This is a genomic window from Pseudomonas sp. FeN3W (genome assembly GCA_030263805.2).
Taxonomy (GTDB): Bacteria; Pseudomonadota; Gammaproteobacteria; order Pseudomonadales; family Pseudomonadaceae; genus Stutzerimonas; species Stutzerimonas stutzeri_G.
Window position 1 is genome coordinate 1,254,235 of record CP136010.1, and the last position, 26,030, is coordinate 1,280,264.

The window sequence follows — 26,030 nt, forward strand, 5'->3', positions numbered from 1 at the left end:
AGCGAGGTTTGGACAATGCCACGATTCAATGAACAAGATTACAAGCGACTGAACCTGTTCATCTCAAACGAGATGTTTGCAGAATTTCAAGAACTGAATGTTGGTAAAAGCATCCCCTGCATTTGTGTAAGGTTGCTGAAAAGCCACTTACTCGACCTTCAGCTAAAAGCTGAATTTGCACGACTGAATAAGGAGCAGTAGTTATGCGCACACATCTGAACGACCGCAGTAAAGATGAGCTGATTGCAGTTATGCAAGCTCTCGGATTCACCAGCACCAACCACACACTAAACGTCATCATCACCCAAGCTTACAAACAAATCGTCCTAAACTCTCAACGCGAGGTAAACACCAATGACCACAGCAGCACCGATCACCAATAACAACAGCAACGCAATTGAAGCAGTAAAGTCCCGATTCGTTCGTGTGCCAAGTAACAACACTTACCCACGCTTCCGCGATCTTATTACTAACACAGATCAGGCGGACGCCGGGATTCTCGTTGATTTCTATCACAAGTCAGGCGGCAGGGACTCAGAAGTAAAAGAAGCGTATTTGCTCGCCTGCCTTCCTTGGGCTTATGGCGAAGGATTCAAGCCTAATGCTGGTCCTGTGCTGGATGGTGGTTTAATCAACCTTTGGCAACCCTCTAAGGTGCAACCATCTGGGGTAAAGATCACGAAGGAACAAGTGGCCCCGTTCATTGAGTTTCTGGAGCGCTGGTTTCCCGATCAACTGGAGCGACATTACTTCGGCTGGTGGCTGTCCCACACTGTCCGCCGCCCTGATGTGCGAATCATTGGAACCCCTGTTCTGCGATCAGAGCACGGCGTCGGTAAAGGCTTCTTAGTGGAAACCCTGCTGTCTGGCCTGCTGGGACGATCATCTGTCGCTGTATGCGGCCTGAAGGACGTTGTGGGGGATTTCAACGATGTTGTAGAGGGTAAAACGCTGCTGTTGGTGGATGAGGTATACAAGTCACGCAAGTCAACAACCGACGCGCTAAAGAGCTTCCAGGGTAACGCCACAATCCCGCTGCACCGCAAGCACAAGCCAACCATCACAATTGAAAATTATCTGAACTTCATCATCACCAGTAACGATCATTTGCCGTTGGTGCTGGAAAAAGGCGACCGCCGATTCTGGATTCCTGCCTTTATTCGTCGGCGGCGGCAAAAACTGAGTGCAACACCTGACCTTTCCGGTACGGTGCTGCCCCTATGTCTTATACCGAACTCAGCGTTGAAGAGCGCGCCACCATTCAAATCGGTCGTACCCAAGGCTTCAGCCTGCGCAGGATTGCCTGCTTGATCAACCGATCCCCTTCGACCATCAGCCGTGAGCTGCGCCGTAACCGAGGTGCTTGCGGTGGCTACTCGGCCCGCCTGGCCCAGCAGCAAATGCAGGCCCGCCGCCAGGTTTGTCGACCGATGCGAAAACTGTTGCCGGGTAGCGAGCGCTTCGAACTGGTGACCCATATGCTGCGTGAGCGTTTGTCTCCCGAGCAGATTGCCGGCAAGCTGCGCAGCATGAACATACCCAACCTGCGAGATGCCTACGTCTGTCGCGAGACGATCTACAACGCGATCTATGCCCTGCCAGTGGGTGAGCTGCGTAAGGAGCTGATCATCTGTCTGCGCCAAGGCAAGACGACGCGCCGGCCGCGCTCTGGTGGCGTGGATCGGCGCGGCCAGATCCCCGAGATGGTCAGTATTCATGTGCGCCCGCCGGAGATTGAAGACAGGCTGATGCCGGGGCATTGGGAAGGCGACCTCATCAAGGGTAAGGCCAACGCCTCGTCCGTCGGTACGCTGGTGGAACGCACCAGTGGCTACCTGATGTTGGTGAAGATGAACGACGCGACGGCGACTTCGGCGCTGGAAGGCTTCAGCGCCGCGCTCAATAGCATGCCGCTGGAGATGCGCAAGAGCATGACTTACGACCAGGGCCGGGAGATGGCGCGACACGCCGAGATCACCCAAAGAACCGGCGTGGCGATCTACTTCTGCGACCCGCACAGCCCCTGGCAGCGCGGCAGCAACGAAAACATCAACGGCCTGATTCGCCAGTACTTGCCCAAGGGCACAGACCTGTCGGTACATAGCCAGGAGGAGCTGGACGCCATTGCGCTGCAACTGAACATGCGACCGCGCAAGCGCTTCGACTTCAAATGCCCCATCGAGGTGATGGGAGAGGTCATGCAAAATGCCATGGCAATGCGGCATGATGCTCCGGTTTCAATTCAATAACCGTGTTGCACTCAGCTCCTGCAACCGCCGTCATAAAGAATCAGTGCAAGAAACGGCAGCTTTTCTTAATGAGACATTCAAGCCTTGGCTGCTCAATGGTGGTTTTCAGTTGGTGCGTGATTATCTGGAACAGATCGACCTCTCGAAGCATCGCCCGACAGACGCCCCGCCGATGACAGTGAGTAAACAGGAGCTAATGGGCTTCTCCACTACGGACAGGCTTGAAGAAGTGCTATCGGACATTGTAGAGGCTAATGCTGTTCTAACGGTTAAATGGGTGAAACAGCAATATGCAGATGAATTTGAACACGGCTTGTCAGACACAGCGATTGTCAATGCATTGCTTGAGATGGGTTGCAAGCAGCGCCGAACAAAGGCACAGCGTTACTACATCACCCCGTTCGGTTTTGAGTCCAACCTGTCACTTAACTCAACATCTAAGGAGCTGGAAGACGCAATGCCGAGCAGGAGTTTTTAAAAAGGTGACACCTTACGGTGACAGGGTGACAGCTTGGGTGACACCTTACGGCTACACCTGTCACCTCTGAGAAGCCCAGTATATGCGGGTTACAGAGACAGGGTGACAGGGTGACACCTTTGCATCACCTTTTTCTAATTAGATTAAGGTAAGTCAATAAGAGCGAAAGCATTGAGCGAATATTGACGTAGACGTAGCGATAGCGAAGTCTAAGATTGCTTCTCCCGCCTTTCAAAGCGTCTCCCCCCAAAAAACTAAACATCAACGAATTTAACTCGCAAGAGTTAAAGCCGCAGGTAGTTATTGCCTGCAATTTATATAAACCATAAAAGAGGAAACACAATATGACTACCAAGCAAAACACCAAGCTTCACGTCCAGCAGCCCCGCCAACTTGATAAGGGCGAGCTTGATGCTCGAATTGAAAAGGCAATCGAACGGTATAAGGGTTCTCACGCATCTTGCCAAGCAGTAGATGAGCCGATCCTTCTTCTTTATACAAAGAAGGTGATCGAGCTTCTTGCAGACGGATACAGCCTAAATGAAAAGCTCCCCTGTCGCTCCGGTCCCAATACCTATGCGGCCTATTTCAGCAAGCCAGCAGCTATGCAGGAAGCCGATATTGAAGCCTTAAAATCCGAGATTGAAGAAGCCTTAAAATCCGAGATTGAGGCATTCAACGCTGAACAAGAATCCATCCTTGCTGAACAGTTGTATCAAGCTCAGTGAATCGCCCCGGCTTTCCTAGACACTCTCCAAGCTCTGGAAATAACGCTTTTCAAACTCCACTGGCGACAGCTGCATAGCGCTGCTGTGCCGGCGCTTGGGGTTATAGAACATCTCGATGTAATCGAACACATCACTGCGGGCTTCTTCGCGAGTGCCGTAGGTTTTCCGTCGGATGCGCTCCCGCTTCAGCAACTGGAAAAAGCTTTCCGCGACCGCGTTGTCGTGACAGTTACCGCGTCGACTCATGCTGCTGATTAGGTTGTTGGCCTTTAGGAAGCTCTGCCAGTCCGAGCTGCTGAACTGGCTGCCCTGGTCGGAGTGGATCATCACCTCCTGCCTGGGCTTGCGCCGCCAGACCGCCATCAACAACGCATCGATGGCCAGGTCGCTGCACATCCGTGGTTTCATCGACCAGCCGATCACCTGGCGCGAAAACAGATCCAGCACCACCGCCAAGTACAACCAGCCCTCATAGGTGCGGATGTAGGTGATGTCGGTGACCCAGACCTTGTTCGGCTCGCTGACCTTGAACTGCCGCTCCAGGCGGTTGGGCGAAGCCACCGTCGGCTTACCGCCGTAATAGCCGGGGCGCCGACGATAACCGGTCTGCGAACGCAGCCCCTCCACCCGCATCAGGCGAGCCACGCGGTGCCGGCCACAGGACTCGCCCAGCTCACGCAGGTCGTCGTGGATCTTGCGGTAGCCGTAGACCCCGCCGCTTTCCAGCCAGGCATGCTTGATCAATCCGAGCAGGCGCTGATCTTCCTTCTCGCGTGCGGATTTCGGCTCGGCCAGCCAGGCGTAGTAACCGCTGGGATGTACCTGGAGGGTCTGGCAGAGACGCCGTACCGGGTACTCCACCGACAGCTTGCTGATGACGGCGTACTTCAGCCGGACTCCTTGGCAAAGTACGCGGCGGCCTTTTTTAGGATGTCTCGCTCTTCGGTCACCCGCTTGAGTTCCGCGCGCAAGCGACGCAGCTCGGCCTGTTGATCATCTACCTGCTGCCGCTGTGCTTGGGGCTTGCTGTAGCGCTTTACCCAGGCGTACAGGCTGTGCGCGGACACGCCTAGACGCTCCGCCACATCGGCAACGCGCAAACCGCGCTCGGTGACTTGCTTGACCGCTTCGATCTTGAATTCTTCGGGGTAACGCTGGTTGCTCATGGCACCTCCTGATGGGCCTCATTATGAGGCTTGGAGGTGTCTACGAAACCAGGGGCGATTCAGGTGCTCATCCCCACTCACCCAAATTTCCCCATTAGAAAAGCAGGTGATGGAATATTCCGCCTGCTGAAGCAATGCGTTGAGCTTGATTGGATCGTTTGCCAGATAGTCACGCTCCACGTTGATGATCGTATTGGTGGACACGGCTTCATCAGTAGAGCGATCAAGGATCAGGCGTTCGTCTTGTAGCTGCTTTCTCTGCGCCTGTAGCTGTTCGAGCTGTTCTTGTATCTCTGGCACCAGCCCGATTGCTGCGATGGTGTTAGCAAGGTTTCCGATCCTCTTGGACAGGTCTTCAAGCTCGCCTTCTATCTCGATCTTTCGTTTCTGGTGTTCAGTGAGCAACTGGCCTGCCAACGCACGTTCCACATACGGTAGAGAAGTTTTCACACGGATGTGTTCGAGAAGCTGCTTAGGGATGGATTTAGAATTGCTGCACCCGTCCAGCGTCAGACGCGCCCGGCTTGTGCATTGCATTGTGGCTCCGGTATTGGGGTGCTTCTTGACGTTGAAGTTACGCCCGCAATGTCCACATTTGACTAGGCCAGTCAGGAGGTACGCTGTTGGTGCGCTACGCTTCTGATCCTTGTTGCGGCTTAGCTGCTCCTGCACACGGTAGAACAGCTCCTTCGGTACAACTGGTTCATAGACGTTTGGAATCTCGCCCCAATTGCCAATCGCCGTGGTGTTCGTCAGCCACCTTTTAACAGTGGTGCCATTGATGGTTTGCAGCAGCTCGTGTCCTGACTCACGCAACCGGCGACAGATACGCCGCTCGCCCAACCCTGCCGCATAGTCCTCGAATGCCTGCCTTACAAGCGGTGCAACGGATTCGATTAGCTTTCCTTCCTTGTCGATCCACATCGGCGTGTGACGCTTTACAGCCTTACCTTCCTTAGCTGCTCGCCTCCTACGGTCATACGCGGCATTGATTCGACGGGACAGCGCCTCACTATAGTTATATGCCTGCTGCACCTTCGCCACGAGTAGGAACAAGTGATTGCTGTTCGCTGACTTCTGATCGTATGTCAGCCCATCGTCGAGCGTGACGATCATCACCCCTGCCTGAACGATCCTTCCTAATAGAGGAAGCATCTCTAATGGTTCAAGTCGCCCGGTGCGGTCGATAGCCTCGACAAGAATGCAGTCCCCCGGCTGGATCACTCCTGCCTCAACAGCGGCCAAGAGTTTGCCGAATCCATTCTCAAGGTGTTCGCCCTTCCAACCACTGCGCCCCAGGTCTTCAAAGCTCGTGAGGCTGAGAGTGTAATCAGGATGGGATGCCAGCCACTGAGCCACCATTGTTTGTTGGCGTTCAAGGCTCGACCCCCGCGCTTGCTTGGCTGAAGAAAAACGGACGTATGAGAATGCAGTGGGCATGGGATGCTGATTCCGAGCTAACTAAGATAGCCATTGTATCATTGCCCCGGTGCTCTCGAAGGACGCATGCGCCACGAAGACCACTTGGGCAACGTGGGGTTGCTGGAAAGCGGTGGCGTGCAGTGGATGACCGCAGCGCGCGGCGTCATCCACAGCGAGATGCCGCAGCAGCAGGAAGGCACCATGCGCGGCTTCCAGTTGTGGTTGAACCTGCCCTCCCACGCCAAGCTCGGCGATCCGGACTATCGCGATTTCGCCCCGGCCGAAATACAGCAACTCGCCCTGCCGGGCGGCGTGCAGGCCAAGGTCATCGCCGGCGTGTTCAAGGCCGGTGATATCGAGCAGCAGGGCATCGTGCAGCGACCCGATACCGAGCCTCTGCTGTTCGACCTGCAGCTTTCAGCCGGCAGTACCGTCTCGCCGCAAGTGCCGGATGGCCACCGGCTGCTGCTCTACGTCTATGAAGGGACTCTGCGTGTGGGTGAGCAGGCGGTGAGCAAGGGCCAGCTGGTTCAGATGTCCCAGGAGGGCGAACTCAATCTGTCCAGCGAACGTGGCGCCCGGCTGATGCTGCTGGCGGGCCGGCCACTCGGAGAACCCATCGTGCAGTACGGGCCGTTCGTGATGAACAGCCGCGAGGAGATCGAGCAGGCGCTGCGAGACCTCAGGGACGGGACGTTCGCCTGAGGTCCACAACGTTTTGCCGGGATGACGCCAGGTCCCAGCTGCCGTCCACTAGACGACCGAACGCGTCTTCCTCTTTCTATACAGACCGGGTTCGCCTGCCGGGCGGGTCTTGAAACGGCGATGAGCCCAGAGGTACTGCTCGGGCAACGCACTGACGGCTTCTTCCACCCACTGATTGATCCGCAGACAGTCCGCCTCTTCACTTTCACCCGGGAAGTCCTGAAGCGGCGGATGGATCACCAGTCGATACCCCGAACCGTCCGCCAGGCGCTCCTGGGTGAACGGTACGACCCGCGCCCTGCCCAGCCGGGCGAACTTGGTCGTGGCGGTGACGGTCGCCGCCTGGATGCCGAACAGCGGCACGAACAGGCTCTGTTTGCGCCCATAGTCCTGGTCCGGTGCGTACCAGATGGCGCGCCCGGCGCGCAGCACCTTGAGCATCGCCCGCACATCCTCGCGCTCGATGGCACTCGCATCACGGTTGTGCCGTTCGCGCCCGCGACGCTGGACGAAGTCGAAAAGCGGATTCTTGTGCTCGCGATACATGCCATCGATGGTGTGGCGCTGGCCGAGCAGCGCGGCGCCGATCTCCAGCGTGGTGAAGTGCAACGCCATCAGGATCACGCCCTGACCTGCAGCCTGGGCCTGCTGCAGATGCTCGAGGCCCTCTATCCTGGCCAGGCGCTGCAGGCGAGCCTGCGGCCACCACCAGCTCATGGCCATTTCGAAGAAGGCAATGCCGTTGGAGGCGAAATTCTCCCGCAGCAGACGTTCGCGTTGCTCTTGGCTGAGTTCTGGAAAACACAGCTCCAGATTGCGCCGGGCGATGTAGCGACGCGAACCGGCGAAGCGAAACATCAGTGCACCGAGCCCGCGCCCCAGTTTCAACAGAACCGAATATGGCAACTGGACCAGCAGCCACAGCATGCCCAGGCCCAGCCACAGCGGCCAGAAGCGCGGGTGCAGGAAGTACGCACGAAACTGAGGACGATCCATGAATAGCTCGACAACCGATGAAGCGACGCATTCTAGCGGCAAACGCCTGCGTTGACCGAGCCCAAGCGCACCGGCGATCGCTTCACAGGCCGCTCGCGGGTTGCAGGCAACGACGCACCCCGCTATAAGTCCTCGCCATTTACCGTAGCAGACAGACCATGAGCCAAGCCGACCTCAACGATCAGTCCCCAGCCTTCCAGCTCAAGGGCAGCATGCTCGCCATCACCGTGCTGGAACTCGCCAGCAACGATATCGAGCGTCTCGACGAGCAACTCGCGGCCAAGGTCGAGCAGGCGCCGGACTTCTTCAATAACACCCCACTGGTCCTGGCATTGGACAAGCTGCCGGAAGCGGCTCGCGAGATCGATATCGCTGCGCTGGTCAGCCTATGCCGCAAGCATCGCCTGCGGACCCTGGCCCTGCGCGCCAGCGAACCGTCCCATCTCGAGGCGGCGGCGGTGCTCGATCTACCGGTGCTGCCGCCTTCCGGTGCTCGTGAGCGACAGGTCGACCTGGACTCGAAAGCCCCGGCGAAACCGGCCGAGCCGGTGTATCGCCCGACCCGCGTCGTGACCACCCCCATCCGCGGCGGCCAGCAGGTCTATGCGCAAGGCGGCGACCTCATCGTTCTCGCTCCCGTGAGCCCCGGTGCGGAACTTCTCGCCGATGGCAACATCCATGTCTACGGTCCGCTTCGCGGCCGCGCCTTGGCGGGCATCAAGGGCGACACTTCGGCGCGGATATTCTGTCAGCAACTGACCGCTGAAATGGTCTCCATCGCCGGCCAGTACAAGGTCGCCGAGGACCTGCGACGCGATCCTCTCTGGGCTGAAGCGGTACAGATCAGCCTCTCCGGCGACGTGTTGAACATCACCCGCCTTTAACGGATACTGCCGCGAATTTTCAAGGACCAAACGGGCAATCCTGGCGCTGAAAAAACGGCGCAAGATCCCGATTTTTTTAAATATTTAGGGTGAATCACCTTGGCCAAGATCATCGTAGTCACTTCCGGCAAAGGTGGCGTTGGTAAAACCACCACCAGCGCCGCCATCGGTACCGGCCTCGCTCTGCGCGGCCACAAGACTGTCATCGTCGACTTCGACGTCGGTCTGCGGAACCTCGACTTGATCATGGGCTGCGAACGCCGGGTGGTTTACGACTTCGTCAACGTCATCAATGGCGACGCGACCCTGACCCAGGCCCTGATCAAGGACAAGCGTCTGGAGAACCTCTACGTGCTGGCCGCCAGCCAGACGCGCGACAAGGACGCACTGACCCAGGAAGGCGTTGGCAAGGTCATCGACGAGTTGGGCAAGAATTTCGAATACGTCATCTGCGACTCCCCGGCCGGCATTGAGAAGGGCGCGCACCTGGCGATGTACTTCGCCGACGAAGCCATCGTCGTCACCAACCCGGAAGTCTCTTCGGTTCGTGACTCCGACCGCATGCTCGGCCTGCTGGCCAGCAAATCGCGTCGCGCCGAAAACGGCGAAGAGCCGATCCGGGAACATCTGCTGCTGACCCGCTACAACCCCGAGCGTGTCACCAAGGGCGAAATGCTCGGCGTCGAAGACGTCGAGGAAATCCTCTCCATCCGTCTGCTTGGCGTGATTCCCGAGTCGCAGGCCGTACTCAAGGCTTCCAACCAGGGTATCCCGGTGATTCTCGACGACCAGAGCGATGCCGGCCAGGCCTACAGCGACGCTGTGGACCGTCTGCTCGGCAAGGAAGTGGCGCACCGCTTCCTCGACGTCAAGAAGCCAGGCTTCCTGCAACGACTTTTCGGAGGCCGCGAATGAACCTTTTCGACTTCTTCCGTGAACGCAAGAAGAAGGAAACCCCAGCCGCGATCGCCAAAGAGCGACTGCAGATCATCGTCGCCCACGAGCGTGGACAGCGCACCGAGCCGGACTACCTGCCGGCCCTGCAGAAGGAGCTGGTCGAGGTGATCCGCAAGTACGTCAACATCGACAGCGATCAGGTCCAGGTTGCACTCGAGGATCAGGGCAGCTGCTCGATTCTCGAACTCAATATCACCCTGCCGGATCGCTGAGAACCTTTACACGATCTGCTGCGCGTCGGCCCTGCTGCGTTAAAAACAGGCTCGGAATGCTCATTTACTTCAGTAAACTCCGCTTCCTCGCCTGTTTGATTCGCTGACGCTCACCCTTCGGGCCAGCCTTTGGCTGTTACTCCCGTTGGTCGTTGCGCCTTGCAGGACTCTAGCTCGCTAGACCGTGAAACGGTTCTGAACACCGGCAGCAGAAGCGGCGGCCCGCGGGTCGCCGTCTTCGTTTGTGGAAAAGCGAATGCCTCTAAGCGCTATCGAGATCGTCCATCAGGACGCCGCCCTGCTGGTCATCAACAAGCCGACCCTGCTGCTGTCCGTACCGGGCCGCGCCGAAGACAACCGTGACTGTCTGGTGACCCGTCTGCAGGAAAACGGCTATCCCGAAGCGCGCATCGTGCATCGCCTGGACTGGGAAACCTCCGGGCTTATCGTGCTCGCCCGCGATGCCGATACGCACCGCGAATTGTCCCGCCAGTTCCATGATCGTGAAACGGAGAAGGCCTATACCGCGCTGTGCTGGGGCCAGCCGGAGCAGGACAGCGGCAGCATCGACCTGCCGCTGCGCTACGATCCGCCGACCAAACCGCGCCACGTCGTCGATCACGAGCTGGGCAAGCAAGCACTGACCTTCTGGCGCGTGCTCGAACGCTGCGGCGACTACAGCCGCGTCGAGCTGACCCCCATCACCGGCCGCTCCCACCAGTTGCGAGTGCATATGCTGTCGATCGGGCATCCGCTGCTCGGCGATCGTCTGTATGCCCACGAGCAGGCCCTGCAAGCCCATGAGCGCCTGTGCCTGCACGCCAGCATGCTCGCACTGACCCACCCGCAAACCGGCGAGCGCCTGCGCTTCGAGTGCCCGGCACCGTTTTGATGGACCGTTTTCTCGAAGCAACCCAGGGCGCACCAGAGCACCCATCCCTTCGAAAGGTACTCGATCTGTGGCGCGGCCCACCTGGCCAGGCTCTGGACCTGGGCTGCGGCGCCGGACGCGATAGCCTGGCTCTGCTGCGTGCTGGCTGGGAGGTGGTTGCTATAGACCAGTCCGCGGATGCTCTGGAGGTCTTGCGTGTGCAGGTCGGCCCCAGCCTGTCCAGTAAGCTCACCACCCGTTGTCAGCCATTCGAGGACGAGACATCGCTACAGATCGCTGATCTAGTGAACGCGAGCTTCGCGCTGCCATTCTGCAAGCCACAGGCATTCAATGATTTATGGGCACGGATAACCCAATGCCTACGCCAGGATGGGTTGTTCGCCGGCCACTTCTTCGGCCCACACGACAGCTGGGCAGCGAAGGACTACACCATTCACAGTCGCGAGCAGCTGCTACGGCAATTCGAAAGCTGGACGCTGCTGGAGCTCAACGAGTTCGAGTTCGACGGCAAGACCGCGGTAGGTCACAGCAAGCACTGGCATCTGTTCGAGGTGATTGCCCGGCGCTACTAAGCCCCGGCCTCGTCAAGGACTGCTGCCATACATTGCAATGGGATAGACTTCGACGCTTGCAGTCCGGAGTCCGAAATGCGCAAAGCTCTCAACCAAGGCCTGATCGAATATCTGCAGGCGTCCCCTACCCCGTTCCATGCCACCCAGAATCTCGCTCAGGCGCTACAGGCCGCCGGCTACCGTGCGCTGGACGAGCGTGAGGTCTGGCATACCGAGGCTGGTGGGCGTTATTACGTCACCCGCAATGACTCGGCCATCATCGCCTTTCAGCTGGGCAGCAAGTCGCTCGTCGAGCATGGTTTGCGGTTGGTCGGCGCCCATACCGACAGTCCGTGCCTGCGGGTCAAGCCGCAACCGGAGCTGCAGCGCCAGGGCTTCTGGCAGCTGGGTGTCGAGGTGTATGGCGGCGCCCTGCTCGCCCCCTGGTTCGACCGCGATCTGTCGCTGGCCGGCCGTGTCACCTACAGCCGTGATGGTCGCATCGAGAGCCAACTGATCGACTTCAAGGTGCCGATCGCAACGATTCCCAACCTGGCGATTCACCTCAATCGGGAAGCCAATCAGGGCTGGGCCATCAACGCGCAGAACGAGCTACCGCCGATTCTGGCGCAGATCGCCAGCCAGGAAAGCCCCGACTTCCGCGCACTGCTCGCCGATCAGCTCGGCCGTGAGCATGGCCTGGTCGCCGATGTGGTGCTGGACTTCGAACTGAGCTTTTACGACACCCAGAGCGCCGCCGTAATTGGCCTGCATGGTGACTTCATCGCCGGCGCGCGCCTGGACAATCTGCTTTCGTGCTTTGCCGGCTTGCAGGCCTTGCTGAACGCCGAGCCCGAGCACACCTGCGTGCTGGTCTGCACCGATCATGAGGAAGTCGGCTCCACCTCGCTATGCGGCGCGGACGGCCCGTTCCTCGAGCAGGTCTTGCGCCGTGTGCTGCCGGACGAGGACGACTTCCAGCGCGCCATCAGCCATTCCCTGCTGATCTCCGCCGACAATGCCCACGCGGTGCACCCGAACTACGCCGACAAGCACGACGGCAATCACGGGCCGAAGCTCAACGCCGGCCCGGTAATCAAGGTGAACAACAACCAGCGCTACGCCACCAGCAGCGAAACCGCCGGGTTCTTCCGTCATCTCTGCCTGGAAAACGAAGTGCCGGTGCAGAGTTTCGTCACCCGCAGCGACATGGGTTGCGGCTCCACGATCGGCCCGATCACGGCCAGTCAGCTGGGTGTGCGTACCGTCGACATCGGTCTGCCGACCTTCGCCATGCACTCGATCCGTGAGCTCGCAGGAAGTCAGGACCTGGCTCACCTGGTCAAGGTACTGACCGCCTTTTACGCCAGCAGCCAGCTGCCTTGAGCCGCACACCGGGCAGGTCTGCAACATCTGCAAACCTGCCCGGTCGATCAAGGCAAAGCTCATCTACATCAGGATGCTGCGGCTCAGGAAAGCGCGCTATCGATCACCAGAGCCACCTTGCCAGACACGGTATTGCTGGCCAGCGTTTCGAATGCAGCCTCCACATCACCAATGGCAAAGGTCCGCTCCAGACGCGGCGAAAGCTTGCCCTGGGTGAACAACGGCCAGACCTTCTCTTCCATTTCCGCCAGCAGCGCGGCCTTGTAATCGGCGTCGCGGCTGCGCAGGGTCGAGCCGATCAACTGGATGCGCTTGGCCAGCAAACCAGCCAGATCCATCTCGGCCTTGCGTCCGCCCATCAAGCCGATCATCACCCAACGCCCATCCATCGCCAGCAGTTGCATGTTCAATGCGGCGTACTTGGCACCGACCGGGTCGAGGATCATGTCGAACGGACCGAAATCGCGCAGCGCTTCGAGCGAGTCACCTCGTAGCACACCGCCCTGGGCGCCCAGCGATTCGCAGTAGGCCAGCCGTTCGGCCGAGCCGACGCTGACCCAGCAGGGATTGCCAAAGGCCTTGCACAGCTGGATCGCCGCCGAGCCGACACCGCTGGCGCCGGCGTGCAGCAATACCTTGTCGCCGGCCAGCAATGCGCCCAAACGATAGAGATTGAGCCAGGCCGTGGCATATACCTCCGGGATCACCGCAGCCTCATGCAGCGACATACCCTCGGGAACCGGCAGCGCGTGGCGGGCATCGACTACCACCTCCTCGGCCATGCCGCCGCCAGCCAGCAGCGTGCACACGCGATCACCCACCTTCCAGCGGCTGCGCCCGTTGACCTCGGCGACAACCCCTGCGCACTCCAGCCCCAGGATGTCGGTGACACCTGCCGGCGGCGGATAGTGGCCGGCTCGCTGCAGCAGGTCCGCACGGTTCAGCCCGGCAGCGGCCACACGGATACGGATTTCACCATCGCCGCACGCCGGAGCCGGTCGCTCGGCCCACTCCAGATGCCCCTCGATACCTTGCAATGCCTTCATGCTGCCTCCATAGTGGTTCCTATCTATGCCCACCCAACTGATCGCTCGCTGGCCTTCTTTGACCACCTCAACCATCGGGCTTGTGCTTTCCACCGCCGGACGGAAACCGAACCGGCGCCTACTTTAGATGGCCTAATATGCGTTATTCCCTAGCCTTACGTCGCCCCCAAGCCATGAAACGTACGCTGACCTGCACCGTTCTCGCCGTTCTTTTCGGCCTTCACGCTTCCCTGGCGATGGCCAAAGCCGTCAGCGCGCCAGAGAACTGGGACTACCTGCAACCCGATCGTGACCAGGTCATCGCCAGCCTGAACGTCGTCGAGCTGCTCAAGCGCCATCACTACAACAAGCCGCCACTGAACGATGCGCGCTCGGCGAAGATCTTCGACAGCTACATCCAGATGCTCGATCCCTCGCGCAGCTATTTCCTGGCATCCGACCTCGAAGAGTTCGGCAAGTGGCGCAACCAGTTCGACGACTTTCTCAAGGGCGGCAATCTCGAGCCCGGCTTCATCATCTATACCCGTCATCTCGAGCGCTTGCAGAACCGCTTGAACTACGCCCTGAGCCTGCTCGACAAGGGCGTCGACAGCTTCGACTTCAGCGTCGACGAGGAACTACTGGTCGACCGCGAGAAGGCCGCGTGGGCCAAGGACACCGCAGAGCTGGATGACCTGTGGCGCAAGCGGGTCAAGGACGAGGTGTTGCGCCTGAAAATCGCCGGCAAGGAACCAAAGGCCATTGAGGAGCTGCTGACCAAACGCTACAAAAACCAGCTATCGCGCCTCAACCAGACCCGTGGCGAGGACGTGTTCCAGACCTACATCAACGCCTTCGCACAGACCTACGATCCGCACACCCAGTACCTGTCGCCGGACAGCGCGGAGAATTTCGACATCAACATGAGCCTGTCGCTCGAAGGCATCGGCGCGGTGCTGCAGAGCGACAACGAGCACGTGAAAATCGTACGCCTGGTGCCAGCCGGCCCGGCGGAGAAGAGCAAGCAGCTGGCGCCTGCGGACAAGATCGTCGGGGTCGGCCAGGCCAACGATGAGATGGTTGACGTCATCGGCTGGCGCCTGGATGAGGTGGTCAAGCTCATCCGCGGCCCGAAAGGCTCCGTCGTGCGCCTGGAAGTCATCCCGGCGAGCAACGCGCCGAATGACCAGAGCAGCAAGATCGTCGCCATCACCCGCGAAGCGGTGAAGCTCGAGGAGCAGGCCGCGAAGAAATCGGTGCTCAACCTCGAACACCAGGGGCAGAACTTCAAGCTTGGCGTGATCGAAATTCCGGCGTTCTACCTCGACTTCAAAGCGCTGCGCGCCGGGGACCAGAACTACAAGAGCACCACCCGTGACGTCAAAAAGCTGCTCTCCGAACTGGAAGCAGAGAAGGTCGACGGCGTGGTCATCGACCTGCGCAACAACGGCGGCGGCTCACTGCAAGAGGCCACCGAGCTCACCGGACTGTTCATCGATCAAGGCCCGACCGTGTTGGTGCGTAATAGCGATGGCCGCGTAGACGTGCTTGCCGATGAGCAGACCGGCGCGCTGTACAAGGGGCCGTTGGCCGTCCTGGTCAACCGTCTTTCGGCATCGGCCTCGGAGATTTTCGCCGGCGCGATGCAGGACTATCACCGGGCGCTGATTCTCGGTGGCCAGACCTTCGGCAAGGGTACCGTGCAGACCATCCAGCCACTCAACCATGGCGAGCTGAAACTGACCCTGGCCAAGTTCTACCGCGTATCCGGGCAGAGCACGCAGCATCAGGGTGTGATTCCCGACATCACCTACCCTGCCGATGTCGACACCAAGGAAATCGGTGAAAGTGCGCTGCCGGAAGCGCTGCCCTGGGACAGCATCCGCGCGGCCATCAACCCGGACATGAACCCGTTCAAGCCGTTCCTCGCCGAGCTTAAGGCACGCCACGAAGCACGCACCGGCGAGAACCCGGACTTCGTCTTTACCCGCGATCGCCTGGCGCTTGCCCAGGAGCTGATGCACGAAACCACCGTCAGCCTCAACGAAGAAAAGCGCCGTGCACAGCAGGCCGATATCGAAAAGCGCCAGCTGGCTCTGGAGAATGCACTGCGCTTGGCCAAAGGTGAGGAGCCGCTGGCGAAGCTGGAGAAGGAAGACGAGAACACGCCTCACGTGGAAGCGGACAAGCCAAAGCCGGAGGATGATGCCTACCTCTCCGAAAGCGGGCGCATTCTGCTGGATTACCTCGGTCTCAGCTCGGCGATGGCCAAGCACTGAGTGGAACGCGACGATGTCATCAAATTGACATCATGGCGTCGTGAAATGAAAGGGCCGCGCTGCGGCCCTTTTTCTTTTCATGCCCAGAGACCTCCATGACAGTCACCGAGCAGTTGAGCACGCTGGGACACATCCTTGCTCACGGCGACATCACCACCCTGTTCCAACCCATCGTCTCGCTCTCGGAGCGACGCATTCTCGGCTATGAAGCACTCAGCCGTGGACCATCCAACGGCCCGCTGCACTCCCCGATCAACCTGCTCGCCACCGCACGCCACGCCGGTCGCCTCAACGAACTGGAGATGACCTGCCGCGAGACGGCGTGCCGGCGCTACAGCCAGGGTGCGCTACGCGGCAAGCTATTTCTCAACGCCTCACCGGAAACGCTGCTTGACGCAACCCACAAACCTGGACGCACGCTCGAGTTGCTGCATACCTATGGCATCTCCGCGGACAACGTAGTCATCGAACTGACCGAACAGGCGCCCGCCGACGATCTCGAGCTACTGGACAAGGCGCTTCATCACTATCGCTCGATGGGTTTCAGCATCGCACTCGACGACCTTGGCGCCGGTTACTCAAGCCTGCGCCTATGGTCCGAGCTGCGACCGGACTATGTGAAGATCGACCGCTATTTCATCGACGGCATCCATCTCGACCCCGTGAAGCGCGAGTTCGTCGAATCCATCCTGAAGATCGCCCGCGCCTCGCGTGCTCAGGTCATCGCCGAAGGTATCGAACTGCGCGAAGAACTGGCGGTGCTGGCCGGCATGGGTATCGATCTGGTGCAGGGCTATTTGCTCGGACGTCCACTGGAGTTGCCTGCGCAGGACATCGACGAGGTCCTGCCACCGCCAGAGGTCCAGCAGGCGGTCTTAGGCGAGGAATCCGGCAACCTGTCTGGACTGCTCATCCAGCAACCCGCCATGTCCGCAGAACGTCCGGTCGCTGAAATGCTCGAGGCGTTTCGACTGCAGCCCGCCCTGAACTCAATCGCAGTCTTGGATGCCGGCGCCAGGCCGGTCGGCATACTGCACCGCAATCTCATTTCCGACGCGCTGCTCAAGCCCTACGCCACCGATCTGCTGGCACGCAAACCGCTCAGCCGCCTGATGAGCACGGATTTCCTCGCCGTCGAGCTCGACCAGTCGCTGCAACAGGTCAGCCGCTTGCTCACCAGCCGGGCCCGCCAAAGAATCGAGGAAGATTTCGTCATCACGCTGGCAGGTCAATACATCGGTCTGGGCCGCATCATCGATGTTTTGAGGTTGATAACCGAACTGAAAATTCAGCAAGCACGCCACGCCAACCCACTGACATTGCTACCTGGCAACGTGCCTATCCAGCAATGCCTGACCCGTCTCTTGCTGCAGCGACGCAGGGCGCTGGTCTGTTACGTCGACATCGACAATTTCAAGCCTTTCAACGACCTGTATGGCTACGCCAAAGGCGATGAAGTGCTGCTGTGTCTGGCCCAATGTCTGAACGACCAGGTCGACCCACAGATGGATTTCGTCGGCCATATTGGCGGGGATGATTTCATGCTGGTACTGAGCGGCCATGACTGGGAGCAGCGCATCGCCGATCTGCACAGCGCCTTCGCGCGTCGCAGCAGCACCTTCTACCAGCCAGAGCACCTCGCGGCCGGCTGCTTTATTTCCACCAGCCGTGACGGACGTGAGCAGCGCTATGCCTTGCTATCACTCTCGATCGGGGTGGTCAGCGTGCACCCGGAGCATACCGACCGCCTGGATGCAGGCAGGCTCGCCGCCCTTGCTTCGGAGGCCAAGCGCTTTGCCAAACAGGTGGACGGCCCAAGCTTCCACTTGATCGACGCCGGGAAGGCAACGCAGGATGCCTACAATCCCAGTTGCTCCGCCTTCGCCTTGTAACGATCTGCTTGATGGGAGTCTGCGGCAAGGCCGTGGCCGCCGGCACGATACAGTTGCTCAAGGCGGACCGCCGCCAGTGGATGCCCTGCCTCGGCCGCCTGGGACCACCAGCGAGCCGCCTCACTGCCATCCGGACCATGAGAGGCATCTTCGCTGAGGCTTATGACGCCCATCTGGTATGCCGCTTTCACATCCCCCGCCTTGGCCGCCAGCCTCAGCAGACGAACGCCTTCCTGCTTGGCGCCATAGCCGCGCCCGCGGAAATACAGGATATGACCGTAGAAACTCTGCGCAGACACGTCACCCAACGCCGCCATCCGCGCGAATTGCCCTTCCATCCAACGCCAGATCTTCGGCTGCTGAACCGCGTAGTGCGACGTCATCAACTTGCGGGCAGTGAAATAGCCAAGCCTCGCACGCAGCCTGCCCAGCATCAGACCTCCTCCGAATAATCGAACTCGAATACGCGCGCCACTTCTCCCGCATGCCAGGATGCAGCAACGGCACCATCAGCCGGCCCCGAGAAGCGTCCCAACCGCGCAGCGCACTCGAAAAAACCGGTGCGGGGCAAACGACTAGCACCCTGGCTGATGACCAGTGCGCTGCGCAACGGGCGCTCCGAGCGCGCATCTAGGGCCGCGAGATGCTCAAGCGCAGCGGTAAGGGTTTGCATGGCGGGTGTGGGCAGCTGGAGTCGCTCGATCAGCGCACGGTAGGTCACCAGATGTCGCTGCCGACGAGCGGCATCCAGCTCACCAAGCAGCGCCTGCCAGTGTTGTCGGCTGATGGATACTGACGTCAAGCGTCGCCCTCCCATCCGGCAATTTCCAACGCACGCGCCAGTGCTCGGCGAATCGCAGCATCGGGTTCGCGCTCTCCCGCCTCGATCAGCCCCAGGTAGGCGGGACTGATCCCCACAGAGCGCGCCAACGCTTCTTGAGAAAGCCCCTTGGCCTCACGCAGAGCACTCAGCTCGACCAGGGACGGGGGTGATTGAGTGCCATTGGATGGGACGTCAATGGTAACGGACGATTTGACACCGACCGCATTCAGAAGCGCCTGGTACTCGTCCCACGGCAGTACGGCGTATTCCGGCGAGCCGTCACGCATGATGACCTGTACATTCATCCGTATTTCCCCAGGCTTCTTCGATCAGAAGCGGGATCTTAACAGCCCTTGCCGTTCCTTGAAGCTACCAACCTGCCGCATGCGTTAGTGAATCGGGACCGAGACCGCAATTGCTCATCAGGCACCGACAAACGGCGACGCCGCGTGCCGCTGTACTATCAGCTCGGCTGGCCGCCGGCTTTCGGTTCGTCCAGCGCAGGCAAGCGTTGCAGTGATGCCTGCCGATCCGCAGTCTGGGCCTGCTTCCAGATCTTGAACGCCTCCAACTCACCAGACCACTTGCGCATTACCCAGCCGAGCACAGCCAGATCGTCAACGAATCCGAGACCGGGCAGCCAATCCGGGATGGCGTCGATAGGCGACAGAAAGTAGAGCAAGCCTGCCACTACGGCTATCAATGCGTTAGGGCTGATAGCCCGATACTCGCCGCGCCACCAGGCTACGCAAAGCGCCTGTAAAAGCGCCAGGTCTTCTCGCAATCCCTTGAGCAACCCTCTTTTCGATGAGGACTTGCGAGCAACAGCAAGGAGCAACGCAGGGATCTTTCCGCGTTTGATCAGACGCTGAGCGAGCGGAAAATATCGGATGAAATTCCAGGGAGCCTTCATCTAGATTGCCTCCAGCCTGCGTCATCCCTGACCTTGAGAAGGTTATCCACCGAAGCTGTGGATAACCTTGTGAACAGTTTATGGATGGTTGCCGCTAAAGCCCTGTTTACGGGGCTGCCGAACAGATCGGTGCTTTTTTATCCAGCCGATCTATCCCTTAATAATCAATAGGTTACAGTGACACTGAAATTGTACTGAAACATGCTCGACGAGCACGCCGCAATCTATTCCGAATGTGCATAACCGGTGAATGTCAATGCCTTTGCAAGCACTTTGACTGACGAAGACACCGGGCGTTCGGACTATAGGGGGCTAGTCGTGGCAGGGAGGAAGGCGTTGATGAAGAGCTGAAAAAAGAGGTCGATCATTGCAATCGACCTCCCTTCACTTACTGAACGCTGAGCTGCCCGCGAATCTTGTCGAGGGTCGCCGAGCCGATGCCTTTTACCTCGAGCAGCTCATCTACCGAGCTGAACGGACCATGCTCCTCCCGATAATCGATGATTGCTTTTGCCTTGGTTTCACCAATGCCTCTCAGCTCACGGGTAAGCGTCTCAGCATCCGCAGAATTGAGGTTCACTGGGGCCGGGGCGACAGCCACAGCTGTTGGGGCAGGTTGTGCCTGAGTGGCCGCATAGCCACCGAAAGAAAAGCCGGAAAGTACGGCGAACGCCGCAGCGGCAAGAATAGCTTTACGCATGATCATGTCCTTATGAAAACCAGAGTATTCGTTCGCGGGACTTCCTGCTCCGCGTCAGCCAATCTAGTCGCCTGCCAGCTGATGTCAAAAACGAGGTTGCATATTTGCGAACCTCGTCAAGCTCAGCGCATGGCGTTGAACAGATTCAGGCCGCTGATCTTTACGTAGCTCTGCTGCGCAGCCTCGAGGATGACGGTCTGGAATGACAGCCGGGACAGCGCCTCTGCGTAGTCCAGCTCACGCAACTCGGCCTGAACCGATTTGTTAACCAGGGCCACGTCTTCGTTGTCGGTCAGGGTGGTTTCGATCACGTTCCGCCGTGCGCCGATATTGCCCCGGGCGGCATCGACGCTGACCATGCCGTGGTCGAGGTTGGTCAGGCTCACCGCCACCGAGTCGCGAATATCGGCGTTGCTGGAGGACGGGTCTTCCAGGGTCTTGCGCAGGTTGGCGATGGTATCCAGAATCCCTTGTTTGTTCTGCACGGGCTCAGCCGACGCATCCCCAGTCACCGGATCTATGGTGATTCCTGCGCCGGGCATGACAACGATTCGTTCGCCGCCCACAGGCGTACCATCGAACTGCAAAGTGACCCCCCGAAACACCAGAGAGTCGCTACGCTCTGCATCGTCGTCCATCTTGAAGTTTTGTCCATCGGGAAGAGGAATATCCCCAGCGGCGCGTGGCAGGCCATAGATGGAATAACTCCCATCGTCCTCGAATAAGATTTCCACTCCCTCTGTAGGGAAGGCTGGCGAGCCGGAGAAGGCAACTTCGTCACCAACCAGCGGCTTAGATACGGCTAGAGTGGAAACGTCGCCAGGCGTTATGCCAGAGGTGTCCAGAGCGCTTGCTAGCCGCCCAGCATTAGTAACGTTCTCGAAGATCGACTTTCCGCTGTCACTGATTGGGATATTCAGCGAACTGGCGATCTGCAGTTTGCGTTGCCCTTCGTCGCCCTGATAGCTGTAGCTGCCATCGGCAGCACGCACGAAGGGCTGGGTCTTGCCCTGAAAACCCGAGAAGAGATATTCGCCTCGCGCGTTGCGAGTATTCATTAGAGACAGCAATTCATCCTCACGCTCACGTAGTTCGGCAGCGATGGATTTGCGATCTTCCGCGTCGAGAGAGCCGTTGCCGGCGCGCAAGGCCAACTCGCGCACGCGCAGCAGCACGGTGTTCACCGAGTTGAGCGTCGACTCTTCCTGGACCAGGCTGCTGTCCGCCGCAGTCAGGTTGGAGTTGTACTGGCTCAGCACGTTTTGCTGCTGCTCCAATTGCAATAGGCGCACCGACGCAACCGGGTCGTCGGCTGGCGTAAGGATGCGATTGCCGGTACTGATCTGCTCCTGGGTGCGGGTCGCATTGGCGTAGTTGCGCTGCAGTCCGGCAACGCCGTTATTGAATGCTTGCAGGGTGGAAATGCGCATAAGGCGACCTATTACCTGAAGGAGCTGATCAATGTATCGAACAAGGAGCGGGCAACTTGAATGATCTGGGCCGAAGCGTTGTAGTACTGCTCGAACTTGATCAGGTTGGCGGCTTCCTCGTCCAGGTTCACAGCCGAGAGTGAATCGCGGTTGTCCGTGGCCTGTTTGAGAATCGAGCCTGTCGCTTCGCTATCCATCCGTGCCTGTGCCGTCAACGTGCCGACTCGCTCGACCAGTTCGCCGTAGCCATCGGTGAAGCTGAAGCCAGAACCGGCGACATTGGCGCTCACACCAACAGTTTGCTTGGTTTGCAGGTCGACTAGTTTCAAGGCATTGCGGTTGTCAGAAACGCCGCTCTGGTTGAACGCCATCGCGAACCTGTCGTTATCCTTCGGCGTACCGCTCAGAGAAAACTCGAACTGGTAATTGGCATCCCCCACCACCAGCGAATTGCTTTGCCCTGGCTGGATGGTTGCGGTCGACGAGTAACTGACCGTCGGCGGCGTAGCACTGTCGTCCACAGTCCGAAATTGCGCAGTACCACCCGTAATCGTTACTGTGCCCGGCTCGGTAAAAGTAAGCGTCGCTCCATTGCTGCCGAACAACCCCTGCAGCGCCGAAATGCTGATCGGCGAAGGCCCGGAAGTCATGTCGGGCTGGCCAATCGCACCGGTGCCAGCGTTCTGCAAATTGCTTTCCGCGCGCACCGGGGCAGCAAAGGCCAGTTGATCGGCCTGATCCAGAGTCGCCTTGATATCAGCCGCGCCTCGACGAGTCGGCTGCAGACTGAATTTGTCGCCTACAGCGGGGGCTGGGTTACCGAGAACGACCTGGAAGCCCTGATCGACTCCGTTCTTGTCGGTGATCGTGAGCACACCGGTCGGCGGCGTGGTGTCCGTTACGGTCATCAGCTGGTTGTCGCTCAGGCGACGAACTTTGGGTCCGCTCGCGTCATACTCCATCAGGTAATCGCTGGTGGTGAGCACGCTGGTGTCGGTGATGTTCAGCACTGGTTGCGCGTTGCTGTTCCCGGCAAACGCATTGACGCGCAACTTGGCTAGCGCCGGATCGTTGTAGTTACCGAAAAGTGCCGAACCGACCTGTCCTTTCAGATCCAGCCCCTGTCCCAGCTGAGTATTGACCTGATCACTGACCGCCAGCGAAAGGCGCCCCAGCGAATTCATGGTCGAATCCAGCACTTCCTCGCGATAGCGAATCAGCCCGCCGAGTTCGCCACCGGTAATCTGCGATGTGATGCCCTGCCGCGAACCACCGCTGATGAATTGCACTTCATGGCGGTTGGGGTCGCCCTGCCCCGGCACCACCTCCAGCTTGGCGACCGCGCTGCCCACGACCAACGGCTGGCCGCTGCCGATAAAGATATTGAAGCTGCTATCGTCCTGCGGCACCACGGTCACGCCGATGTAACCCGACAACTGCCGAACGGCCTCGTCACGGGCATCGAGCAGATCGTTCGGCTGTTTGCCGTTGGCCGCGGCGACGGCGATCGCCTCGTTGAGGCTACCGATGCTGCCTGCCAGCCGGTTCACCTGATCGGTGACCGCGGACATCTGCTTGTTGGTGAAATTGTTCTGCTCGGAGAGACGGTCATAGACGGTGTTGAAACGCCGTGCCAAACCCTCGGCCTCGGCCAGTACCAGCTGGCGCGCCGGAATATTTGCCGGGTCTTCGGCCGCCGTCTGCAGCGCCGAAAAGAACTTCTGCAATGAGGGCGTGATGCCGGTGGTGGTGCCAGCCAACAATGAGTCGAGCTGATCGATCTGACTCTTGTAAGCCTCGACATCGCTGTTCAGCGAGGTGCTGCTGCGTAGCTGGCTGGTGAGAAATTCGCTGTATGAGCGACGTACGTCTACCAGCGAGGTGCCCGACCCGATGTAACCCGCGCCACTGAACTGCGGCGAGCGTGTCGCCTGGGTCGCATCCTGACGAGTGTAGCCAGGCGTGTTGACGTTGGTGATGTTATGGCCAGTGATGGAAAGCTGGGTTTTGCTGGCAGCCAGGCCGGAAAGGCCAATGCTCAATAGGTCAGCCATGATTTAGCCTCTGGTCCGCATGGCGGGCACCGAATTCGCGTCGGCAACGGTCTGATAAGTCTGCATCTTGCGGGCGATCTGGCTGATCTTGCGCGCGTACTGCGGGTCGGTGGCGTAGCCGGCCTTCTGCAGCTCCTTGACGAAGCGCTCCGAATCGCCGGTATTGCTCGCCACCTGAATGGCGGTCCGATAACGGTCGTTGTTTTCCAGCAGGCTGACGAAATCGTCGAAGCTCTGCTCGAACGAATCGTAGGCGCGGAAGCCCGCTCTCTCGCGGGTTGCCGTACCGTTGACGTACTCGGTGGTCATCACGGTGGCCGACGCCCCTTTCCAGCCGGTGGCCTTGATGCCGAACAGGTTGTGGCTGTTGCTGCCGTCCTTTTGACGGATCATGGATTTACCCCAGCCGGTCTCCAGGGCAGCTTGTGCGACCAGGAAACGCGGCTCGATACCCAGTCGTTCGGCCGCCTTTTCTGCCATGGGCAGCATGGTGGCGATGAACTCCTCGGACGAATTGAATCGCGTCTTGCTCGGCGCGTTGGGCGCACTTTTCTCGACACCGTTGACGACCAACGGCTTGTCCTTGGGGGGAACGAACGCCGTGGCAGGCTTCCAATCGAGGTCGACCAAAGGCTGGACGCCTTCTGCGGCAGGTTTCTGCGCAGTCGCCGATACATCTGCCACTTGCCGCTCGATCGCCCGGCCTGGCAACGCCAGGCGACGCTGATTGAGCAATCGGGAATCATCTCGTGCGGACTCGACAGCCGCGGCCGGTTTACTCGGCCAGGCGGCGCCTTCGGTCTGCGCAACCTGGGCAAAGGGATTGTTGCGTGTCGCGGTTTCGGTCTGCTTGCTCAACTGGCGCACCAGTACGTCTGCCAGGCCGATGCCACCGCCCTCCTTCGAAAGGCTGACAGACAGCTGCTGGTCATACATATCCTGGTACTGCTTGCTGGCCTGACTGTTCAGCGGATTGTCCTTGGCCAGCACCTCGGTTGCCGAACGCATCGACTTGAGCATTTCGTTGAGAAACAACGACTCGAACTCCTGCGCAACCTTGCGCACGTTCTCCTCACCGTCCCGATCCTTGCCAACCTTGAGCTGGCTGAGGCGATTGAGGTCGGTGTAGCTGCCACTGTCGAGGCCGCGCGCTCCGCTTCCGAGACGATTTTCCATATCCCTGCCCTTAGATCACGATCAGGTCGGCTTGCAGTGCGCCAGCCTGCTTCAGTGCTTCGAGAATGGCCATCAGGTCGCTGGGCGCAGCGCCCACCTGATTCACCGCCCGGACGATCTCATCCAGCGTGGTACCCGGGCCGAACTTGAACATCGGCTTGGCTTCCTGCTCGGCTTTCACCTTGCTGTTGGGCACGACGACGGTCTGACCATCCGAGAAGGGTTCCGGCTGGCTCACCTGTGGATCTTCGGTAATGGTGACGGTCAGGCTGCCGTGGGTAACAGCTGCAGGCTGTACCCGCACGTTCTGGCCGATCACGATCGTGCCGGTACGCGAGTTGATGATGACCTTGGCCACGGCCTGGCCAACCTCTACGTCGAGATTTTCCAGAATCGACAGGTAGTCCACGCGCTGACTCGGATCCAGCGGCGCGGTCACGCTGATCGAACCGCCATCCAGCGCCTGCGCTACACCCGGGCCGAGCAGATCGTTGATCTGGTCGACGATGTTCTTGGCCGTGGTGAAGTCCGGACGATTGAGATTCAGCGTCAGTGTATTGCCCTGATTGAAGCCACTCGGCACCGGACGTTCGACCGTTGCGCCACCCGGAATCCGGCCAGCCGACGGCGAATTGACGGTGATCCGCGAGCCATCGGCGCCACCGGCGTCAAAGCCCCCTACCACCAGGTTGCCCTGAGCGATGGCGTAGACGTTGCCGTCGATACCCTTCAGCGGCGCCATCAACAGGCTGCCGCCACGCAGGCTTTTGGCGTTACCGATCGACGAGACGGTGATGTCGATGGTCTGTCCCGGCTTGGCGAACGGCGGCAGTTCGGCATGAATCGACACCGCCGCGACGTTCTTCAGCTGAATGTTGCCACCGGCCGGCACCTTGATGCCGAACTGGGCCAGCATATTGTTGAAGGTCTGCACGGTGAACGGCGTCTGGGTGGTCTGGTCACCGCTACCGTTCAACCCGACGACCAGGCCATAGCCGATCAGCTGGTTGCTGCGAACACCATGGATGGTCGCGACATCCTTCAAGCGCTCAGCCTGCGCGCCCGCGCAGAGCGTGAGCAAACCCGCGAGCAGAAGCAGTTTTTTCCACATG

Annotated in this window: 26 protein-coding genes and 1 pseudogene; 14 read left to right on the forward strand and 13 right to left on the reverse strand. The window is 59.5% G+C overall.

Features of this window, described 5'->3' with window-relative positions:
• Nucleotides 1-203: 203 nt before the first annotated feature.
• From P5704_005710 to P5704_005730, 5 genes are all read left to right on the forward strand, one after another.
• Nucleotides 204-383 carry a hypothetical protein gene (locus P5704_005710; protein ID WOF79987.1) on the forward strand — a complete coding sequence of 60 codons (180 nt, stop codon included), beginning with the start codon at nucleotides 204-206 and terminating at the stop codon, nucleotides 381-383.
• Complete coding sequence (locus P5704_005715; protein ID WOF79988.1) at nucleotides 355-1,311, forward strand: DUF5906 domain-containing protein; 957 nt, start codon at nucleotides 355-357, stop codon at nucleotides 1,309-1,311. The genes P5704_005710 and P5704_005715 overlap by 29 nt, the downstream gene beginning before the upstream one ends.
• Nucleotides 1,221-2,249 (forward strand): IS30-like element ISPsp7 family transposase, encoded by a 1,029-nt coding sequence (locus tag P5704_005720; protein ID WOF79989.1) that lies wholly within the window; start codon nucleotides 1,221-1,223, stop codon nucleotides 2,247-2,249. The genes P5704_005715 and P5704_005720 overlap by 91 nt, the downstream gene beginning before the upstream one ends.
• Nucleotides 2,224-2,727 (forward strand): hypothetical protein, encoded by a 504-nt coding sequence (locus tag P5704_005725; protein ID WOF79990.1) that lies wholly within the window; start codon nucleotides 2,224-2,226, stop codon nucleotides 2,725-2,727. The genes P5704_005720 and P5704_005725 overlap by 26 nt, the downstream gene beginning before the upstream one ends.
• Nucleotides 2,728-3,071: 344 nt before the next feature.
• Nucleotides 3,072-3,455, forward strand: a complete 384-nt coding sequence (locus P5704_005730) for a hypothetical protein (GenBank protein ID WOF79991.1) — start codon at nucleotides 3,072-3,074, stop codon at nucleotides 3,453-3,455.
• Between the two features lie 15 nt (nucleotides 3,456-3,470).
• On the opposite strand, the gene P5704_005735 is transcribed toward P5704_005730, so the two are convergent.
• Nucleotides 3,471-4,621, reverse strand: a protein-coding gene (locus P5704_005735; protein WOF79992.1) for an IS3 family transposase whose coding sequence is annotated in 2 segments (ribosomal slippage) — nucleotides 3,471-4,384 and nucleotides 4,384-4,621 — 1,152 coding nt in all. Because the reading frame shifts where the segments join, the coding sequence is not laid out codon by codon here.
• Nucleotides 4,622-4,642: 21 nt separating this feature from the next.
• Complete coding sequence (locus P5704_005740; GenBank protein WOF79993.1) at nucleotides 4,643-6,061, reverse strand: recombinase family protein; 1,419 nt, start codon at nucleotides 6,059-6,061, stop codon at nucleotides 4,643-4,645.
• A 54-nt stretch (nucleotides 6,062-6,115) separates the two neighbouring features.
• Between P5704_005740 and P5704_005745 the strand changes: the two are divergent.
• Nucleotides 6,116-6,748, forward strand: a pseudogene (locus P5704_005745) (pirin family protein).
• Nucleotides 6,749-6,796: 48 nt separating this feature from the next.
• Here P5704_005745 and P5704_005750 read toward each other — a convergent pair.
• Nucleotides 6,797-7,744 carry a lipid A biosynthesis lauroyl acyltransferase gene (locus tag P5704_005750; protein WOF79994.1) on the reverse strand — a complete coding sequence of 316 codons (948 nt, stop codon included), beginning with the start codon at nucleotides 7,742-7,744 and terminating at the stop codon, nucleotides 6,797-6,799.
• Between the two features lie 158 nt (nucleotides 7,745-7,902).
• Between P5704_005750 and minC the strand changes: the two genes are divergently transcribed.
• The 6 genes from minC to P5704_005780 all read left to right on the forward strand — a co-directional run bounded on the left by minC (nucleotide 7,903) and on the right by P5704_005780 (nucleotide 12,626).
• Nucleotides 7,903-8,628, forward strand: a complete 726-nt coding sequence (minC, locus tag P5704_005755) for a septum site-determining protein MinC (GenBank protein ID WOF79995.1) — start codon at nucleotides 7,903-7,905, stop codon at nucleotides 8,626-8,628.
• A gap of 99 nt (nucleotides 8,629-8,727) precedes the next feature.
• Nucleotides 8,728-9,543 (forward strand): septum site-determining protein MinD, encoded by an 816-nt coding sequence (gene minD / locus P5704_005760; protein ID WOF79996.1) that lies wholly within the window; start codon nucleotides 8,728-8,730, stop codon nucleotides 9,541-9,543.
• On the forward strand, nucleotides 9,540-9,797 hold the full coding sequence (gene minE, locus P5704_005765) for a cell division topological specificity factor MinE (GenBank protein WOF79997.1): 258 nt from the start codon (nucleotides 9,540-9,542) through the stop codon (nucleotides 9,795-9,797). The genes minD and minE overlap by 4 nt, the downstream gene beginning before the upstream one ends.
• A 256-nt stretch (nucleotides 9,798-10,053) precedes the next feature.
• The gene (locus tag P5704_005770) at nucleotides 10,054-10,689 is read left to right on the forward strand and encodes an RluA family pseudouridine synthase (protein ID WOF79998.1); all 636 of its coding nucleotides are present in this window, start codon (nucleotides 10,054-10,056) and stop codon (nucleotides 10,687-10,689) included.
• The gene (locus tag P5704_005775; GenBank protein ID WOF79999.1) at nucleotides 10,689-11,261 is read left to right on the forward strand and encodes a class I SAM-dependent methyltransferase; all 573 of its coding nucleotides are present in this window, start codon (nucleotides 10,689-10,691) and stop codon (nucleotides 11,259-11,261) included. Before P5704_005770 ends, P5704_005775 begins: the two co-directional genes overlap by 1 nt.
• Before the next feature lie 75 nt (nucleotides 11,262-11,336).
• Nucleotides 11,337-12,626 carry a M18 family aminopeptidase gene (locus tag P5704_005780; GenBank protein ID WOF80000.1) on the forward strand — a complete coding sequence of 430 codons (1,290 nt, stop codon included), beginning with the start codon at nucleotides 11,337-11,339 and terminating at the stop codon, nucleotides 12,624-12,626.
• 83 nt (nucleotides 12,627-12,709) lie between these two features.
• Here the strand turns inward: P5704_005780 and P5704_005785 are convergent, their stop codons facing one another.
• The gene (locus tag P5704_005785; GenBank protein ID WOF80001.1) at nucleotides 12,710-13,672 is read right to left on the reverse strand and encodes an NAD(P)H-quinone oxidoreductase; all 963 of its coding nucleotides are present in this window, start codon (nucleotides 13,670-13,672) and stop codon (nucleotides 12,710-12,712) included.
• A gap of 173 nt (nucleotides 13,673-13,845) precedes the next feature.
• Between P5704_005785 and P5704_005790 the strand changes: the two genes are divergently transcribed.
• Both P5704_005790 and P5704_005795 read left to right on the forward strand, forming a co-directional pair.
• Nucleotides 13,846-15,930, forward strand: coding sequence for a carboxy terminal-processing peptidase (locus tag P5704_005790; GenBank protein ID WOF80002.1), 2,085 nt, complete (start codon nucleotides 13,846-13,848; stop codon nucleotides 15,928-15,930).
• Between the two features lie 95 nt (nucleotides 15,931-16,025).
• Nucleotides 16,026-17,822, forward strand: coding sequence for a bifunctional diguanylate cyclase/phosphodiesterase (locus tag P5704_005795; GenBank protein WOF80003.1), 1,797 nt, complete (start codon nucleotides 16,026-16,028; stop codon nucleotides 17,820-17,822).
• Here P5704_005795 and P5704_005800 read toward each other — a convergent pair.
• From P5704_005800 to P5704_005840, 9 genes are all read right to left on the reverse strand, one after another.
• A complete protein-coding gene (locus P5704_005800; protein ID WOF80004.1) occupies nucleotides 17,789-18,256 on the reverse strand; it encodes a sel1 repeat family protein in 468 nt (155 codons plus the stop codon). The two genes, P5704_005795 and P5704_005800, sit on opposite strands and share 34 nt — an antisense overlap.
• Entirely contained in the window at nucleotides 18,256-18,624 is a 369-nt protein-coding gene (locus P5704_005805) for a hypothetical protein (protein ID WOF80005.1), read from the reverse strand. The genes P5704_005800 and P5704_005805 overlap by 1 nt, the downstream gene beginning before the upstream one ends.
• Nucleotides 18,621-18,950 carry a helix-turn-helix transcriptional regulator gene (locus P5704_005810; GenBank protein ID WOF80006.1) on the reverse strand — a complete coding sequence of 110 codons (330 nt, stop codon included), beginning with the start codon at nucleotides 18,948-18,950 and terminating at the stop codon, nucleotides 18,621-18,623. The genes P5704_005805 and P5704_005810 overlap by 4 nt, the downstream gene beginning before the upstream one ends.
• 158 nt (nucleotides 18,951-19,108) lie before the next feature.
• On the reverse strand, nucleotides 19,109-19,558 hold the full coding sequence (locus tag P5704_005815; GenBank protein WOF80007.1) for a DUF1232 domain-containing protein: 450 nt from the start codon (nucleotides 19,556-19,558) through the stop codon (nucleotides 19,109-19,111).
• Between the two features lie 388 nt (nucleotides 19,559-19,946).
• Nucleotides 19,947-20,258, reverse strand: a complete 312-nt coding sequence (locus P5704_005820; GenBank protein WOF80008.1) for a helix-hairpin-helix domain-containing protein — start codon at nucleotides 20,256-20,258, stop codon at nucleotides 19,947-19,949.
• A gap of 122 nt (nucleotides 20,259-20,380) precedes the next feature.
• A complete protein-coding gene (flgL, locus tag P5704_005825) occupies nucleotides 20,381-21,688 on the reverse strand; it encodes a flagellar hook-associated protein FlgL (protein WOF80009.1) in 1,308 nt (435 codons plus the stop codon).
• An 11-nt stretch (nucleotides 21,689-21,699) separates the two neighbouring features.
• Nucleotides 21,700-23,742 carry a flagellar hook-associated protein FlgK gene (gene flgK / locus P5704_005830; protein WOF80010.1) on the reverse strand — a complete coding sequence of 681 codons (2,043 nt, stop codon included), beginning with the start codon at nucleotides 23,740-23,742 and terminating at the stop codon, nucleotides 21,700-21,702.
• 3 nt (nucleotides 23,743-23,745) lie between these two features.
• Complete coding sequence (gene flgJ / locus P5704_005835) at nucleotides 23,746-24,918, reverse strand: flagellar assembly peptidoglycan hydrolase FlgJ (protein ID WOF80011.1); 1,173 nt, start codon at nucleotides 24,916-24,918, stop codon at nucleotides 23,746-23,748.
• A 10-nt stretch (nucleotides 24,919-24,928) separates the two neighbouring features.
• Nucleotides 24,929-26,029: a flagellar basal body P-ring protein FlgI gene (locus P5704_005840; protein ID WOF80012.1), complete on the reverse strand. Its 1,101-nt coding sequence runs from the start codon at nucleotides 26,027-26,029 to the stop codon at nucleotides 24,929-24,931.
• Nucleotide 26,030: the final 1 nt, after the last annotated feature.

What these genes read in the sequence shown, in the direction of transcription:
- P5704_005710 (WOF79987.1), top strand. Translation starts at nt 204, where the DNA reads ATGCGCACACATCTGAACGACCGCAGTAAAGATGAGCTGATTGCAGTT.
- P5704_005715 (WOF79988.1), top strand. Translation starts at nt 355, where the DNA reads ATGACCACAGCAGCACCGATCACCAATAACAACAGCAACGCAATTGAA.
- P5704_005720 (WOF79989.1), top strand. Translation starts at nt 1,221, where the DNA reads ATGTCTTATACCGAACTCAGCGTTGAAGAGCGCGCCACCATTCAAATC.
- P5704_005725 (WOF79990.1), top strand. Translation starts at nt 2,224, where the DNA reads ATGATGCTCCGGTTTCAATTCAATAACCGTGTTGCACTCAGCTCCTGC.
- P5704_005730 (WOF79991.1), top strand. Translation starts at nt 3,072, where the DNA reads ATGACTACCAAGCAAAACACCAAGCTTCACGTCCAGCAGCCCCGCCAA.
- P5704_005740 (WOF79993.1), bottom strand. Translation starts at nt 6,061, where the DNA reads ATGCCCACTGCATTCTCATACGTCCGTTTTTCTTCAGCCAAGCAAGCG.
- P5704_005750 (WOF79994.1), bottom strand. Translation starts at nt 7,744, where the DNA reads ATGGATCGTCCTCAGTTTCGTGCGTACTTCCTGCACCCGCGCTTCTGG.
- minC (WOF79995.1), top strand. Translation starts at nt 7,903, where the DNA reads ATGAGCCAAGCCGACCTCAACGATCAGTCCCCAGCCTTCCAGCTCAAG.
- minE (WOF79997.1), top strand. Translation starts at nt 9,540, where the DNA reads ATGAACCTTTTCGACTTCTTCCGTGAACGCAAGAAGAAGGAAACCCCA.
- P5704_005770 (WOF79998.1), top strand. Translation starts at nt 10,054, where the DNA reads ATGCCTCTAAGCGCTATCGAGATCGTCCATCAGGACGCCGCCCTGCTG.
- P5704_005775 (WOF79999.1), top strand. Translation starts at nt 10,689, where the DNA reads ATGGACCGTTTTCTCGAAGCAACCCAGGGCGCACCAGAGCACCCATCC.
- P5704_005780 (WOF80000.1), top strand. Translation starts at nt 11,337, where the DNA reads ATGCGCAAAGCTCTCAACCAAGGCCTGATCGAATATCTGCAGGCGTCC.
- P5704_005785 (WOF80001.1), bottom strand. Translation starts at nt 13,672, where the DNA reads ATGAAGGCATTGCAAGGTATCGAGGGGCATCTGGAGTGGGCCGAGCGA.
- P5704_005790 (WOF80002.1), top strand. Translation starts at nt 13,846, where the DNA reads ATGAAACGTACGCTGACCTGCACCGTTCTCGCCGTTCTTTTCGGCCTT.
- P5704_005795 (WOF80003.1), top strand. Translation starts at nt 16,026, where the DNA reads ATGACAGTCACCGAGCAGTTGAGCACGCTGGGACACATCCTTGCTCAC.
- P5704_005800 (WOF80004.1), bottom strand. Translation starts at nt 18,256, where the DNA reads ATGCTGGGCAGGCTGCGTGCGAGGCTTGGCTATTTCACTGCCCGCAAG.
- P5704_005810 (WOF80006.1), bottom strand. Translation starts at nt 18,950, where the DNA reads ATGAATGTACAGGTCATCATGCGTGACGGCTCGCCGGAATACGCCGTA.
- P5704_005815 (WOF80007.1), bottom strand. Translation starts at nt 19,558, where the DNA reads ATGAAGGCTCCCTGGAATTTCATCCGATATTTTCCGCTCGCTCAGCGT.
- P5704_005820 (WOF80008.1), bottom strand. Translation starts at nt 20,258, where the DNA reads ATGCGTAAAGCTATTCTTGCCGCTGCGGCGTTCGCCGTACTTTCCGGC.
- flgL (WOF80009.1), bottom strand. Translation starts at nt 21,688, where the DNA reads ATGCGCATTTCCACCCTGCAAGCATTCAATAACGGCGTTGCCGGACTG.
- flgK (WOF80010.1), bottom strand. Translation starts at nt 23,742, where the DNA reads ATGGCTGACCTATTGAGCATTGGCCTTTCCGGCCTGGCTGCCAGCAAA.
- flgJ (WOF80011.1), bottom strand. Translation starts at nt 24,918, where the DNA reads ATGGAAAATCGTCTCGGAAGCGGAGCGCGCGGCCTCGACAGTGGCAGC.
- P5704_005840 (WOF80012.1), bottom strand. Translation starts at nt 26,029, where the DNA reads ATGTGGAAAAAACTGCTTCTGCTCGCGGGTTTGCTCACGCTCTGCGCG.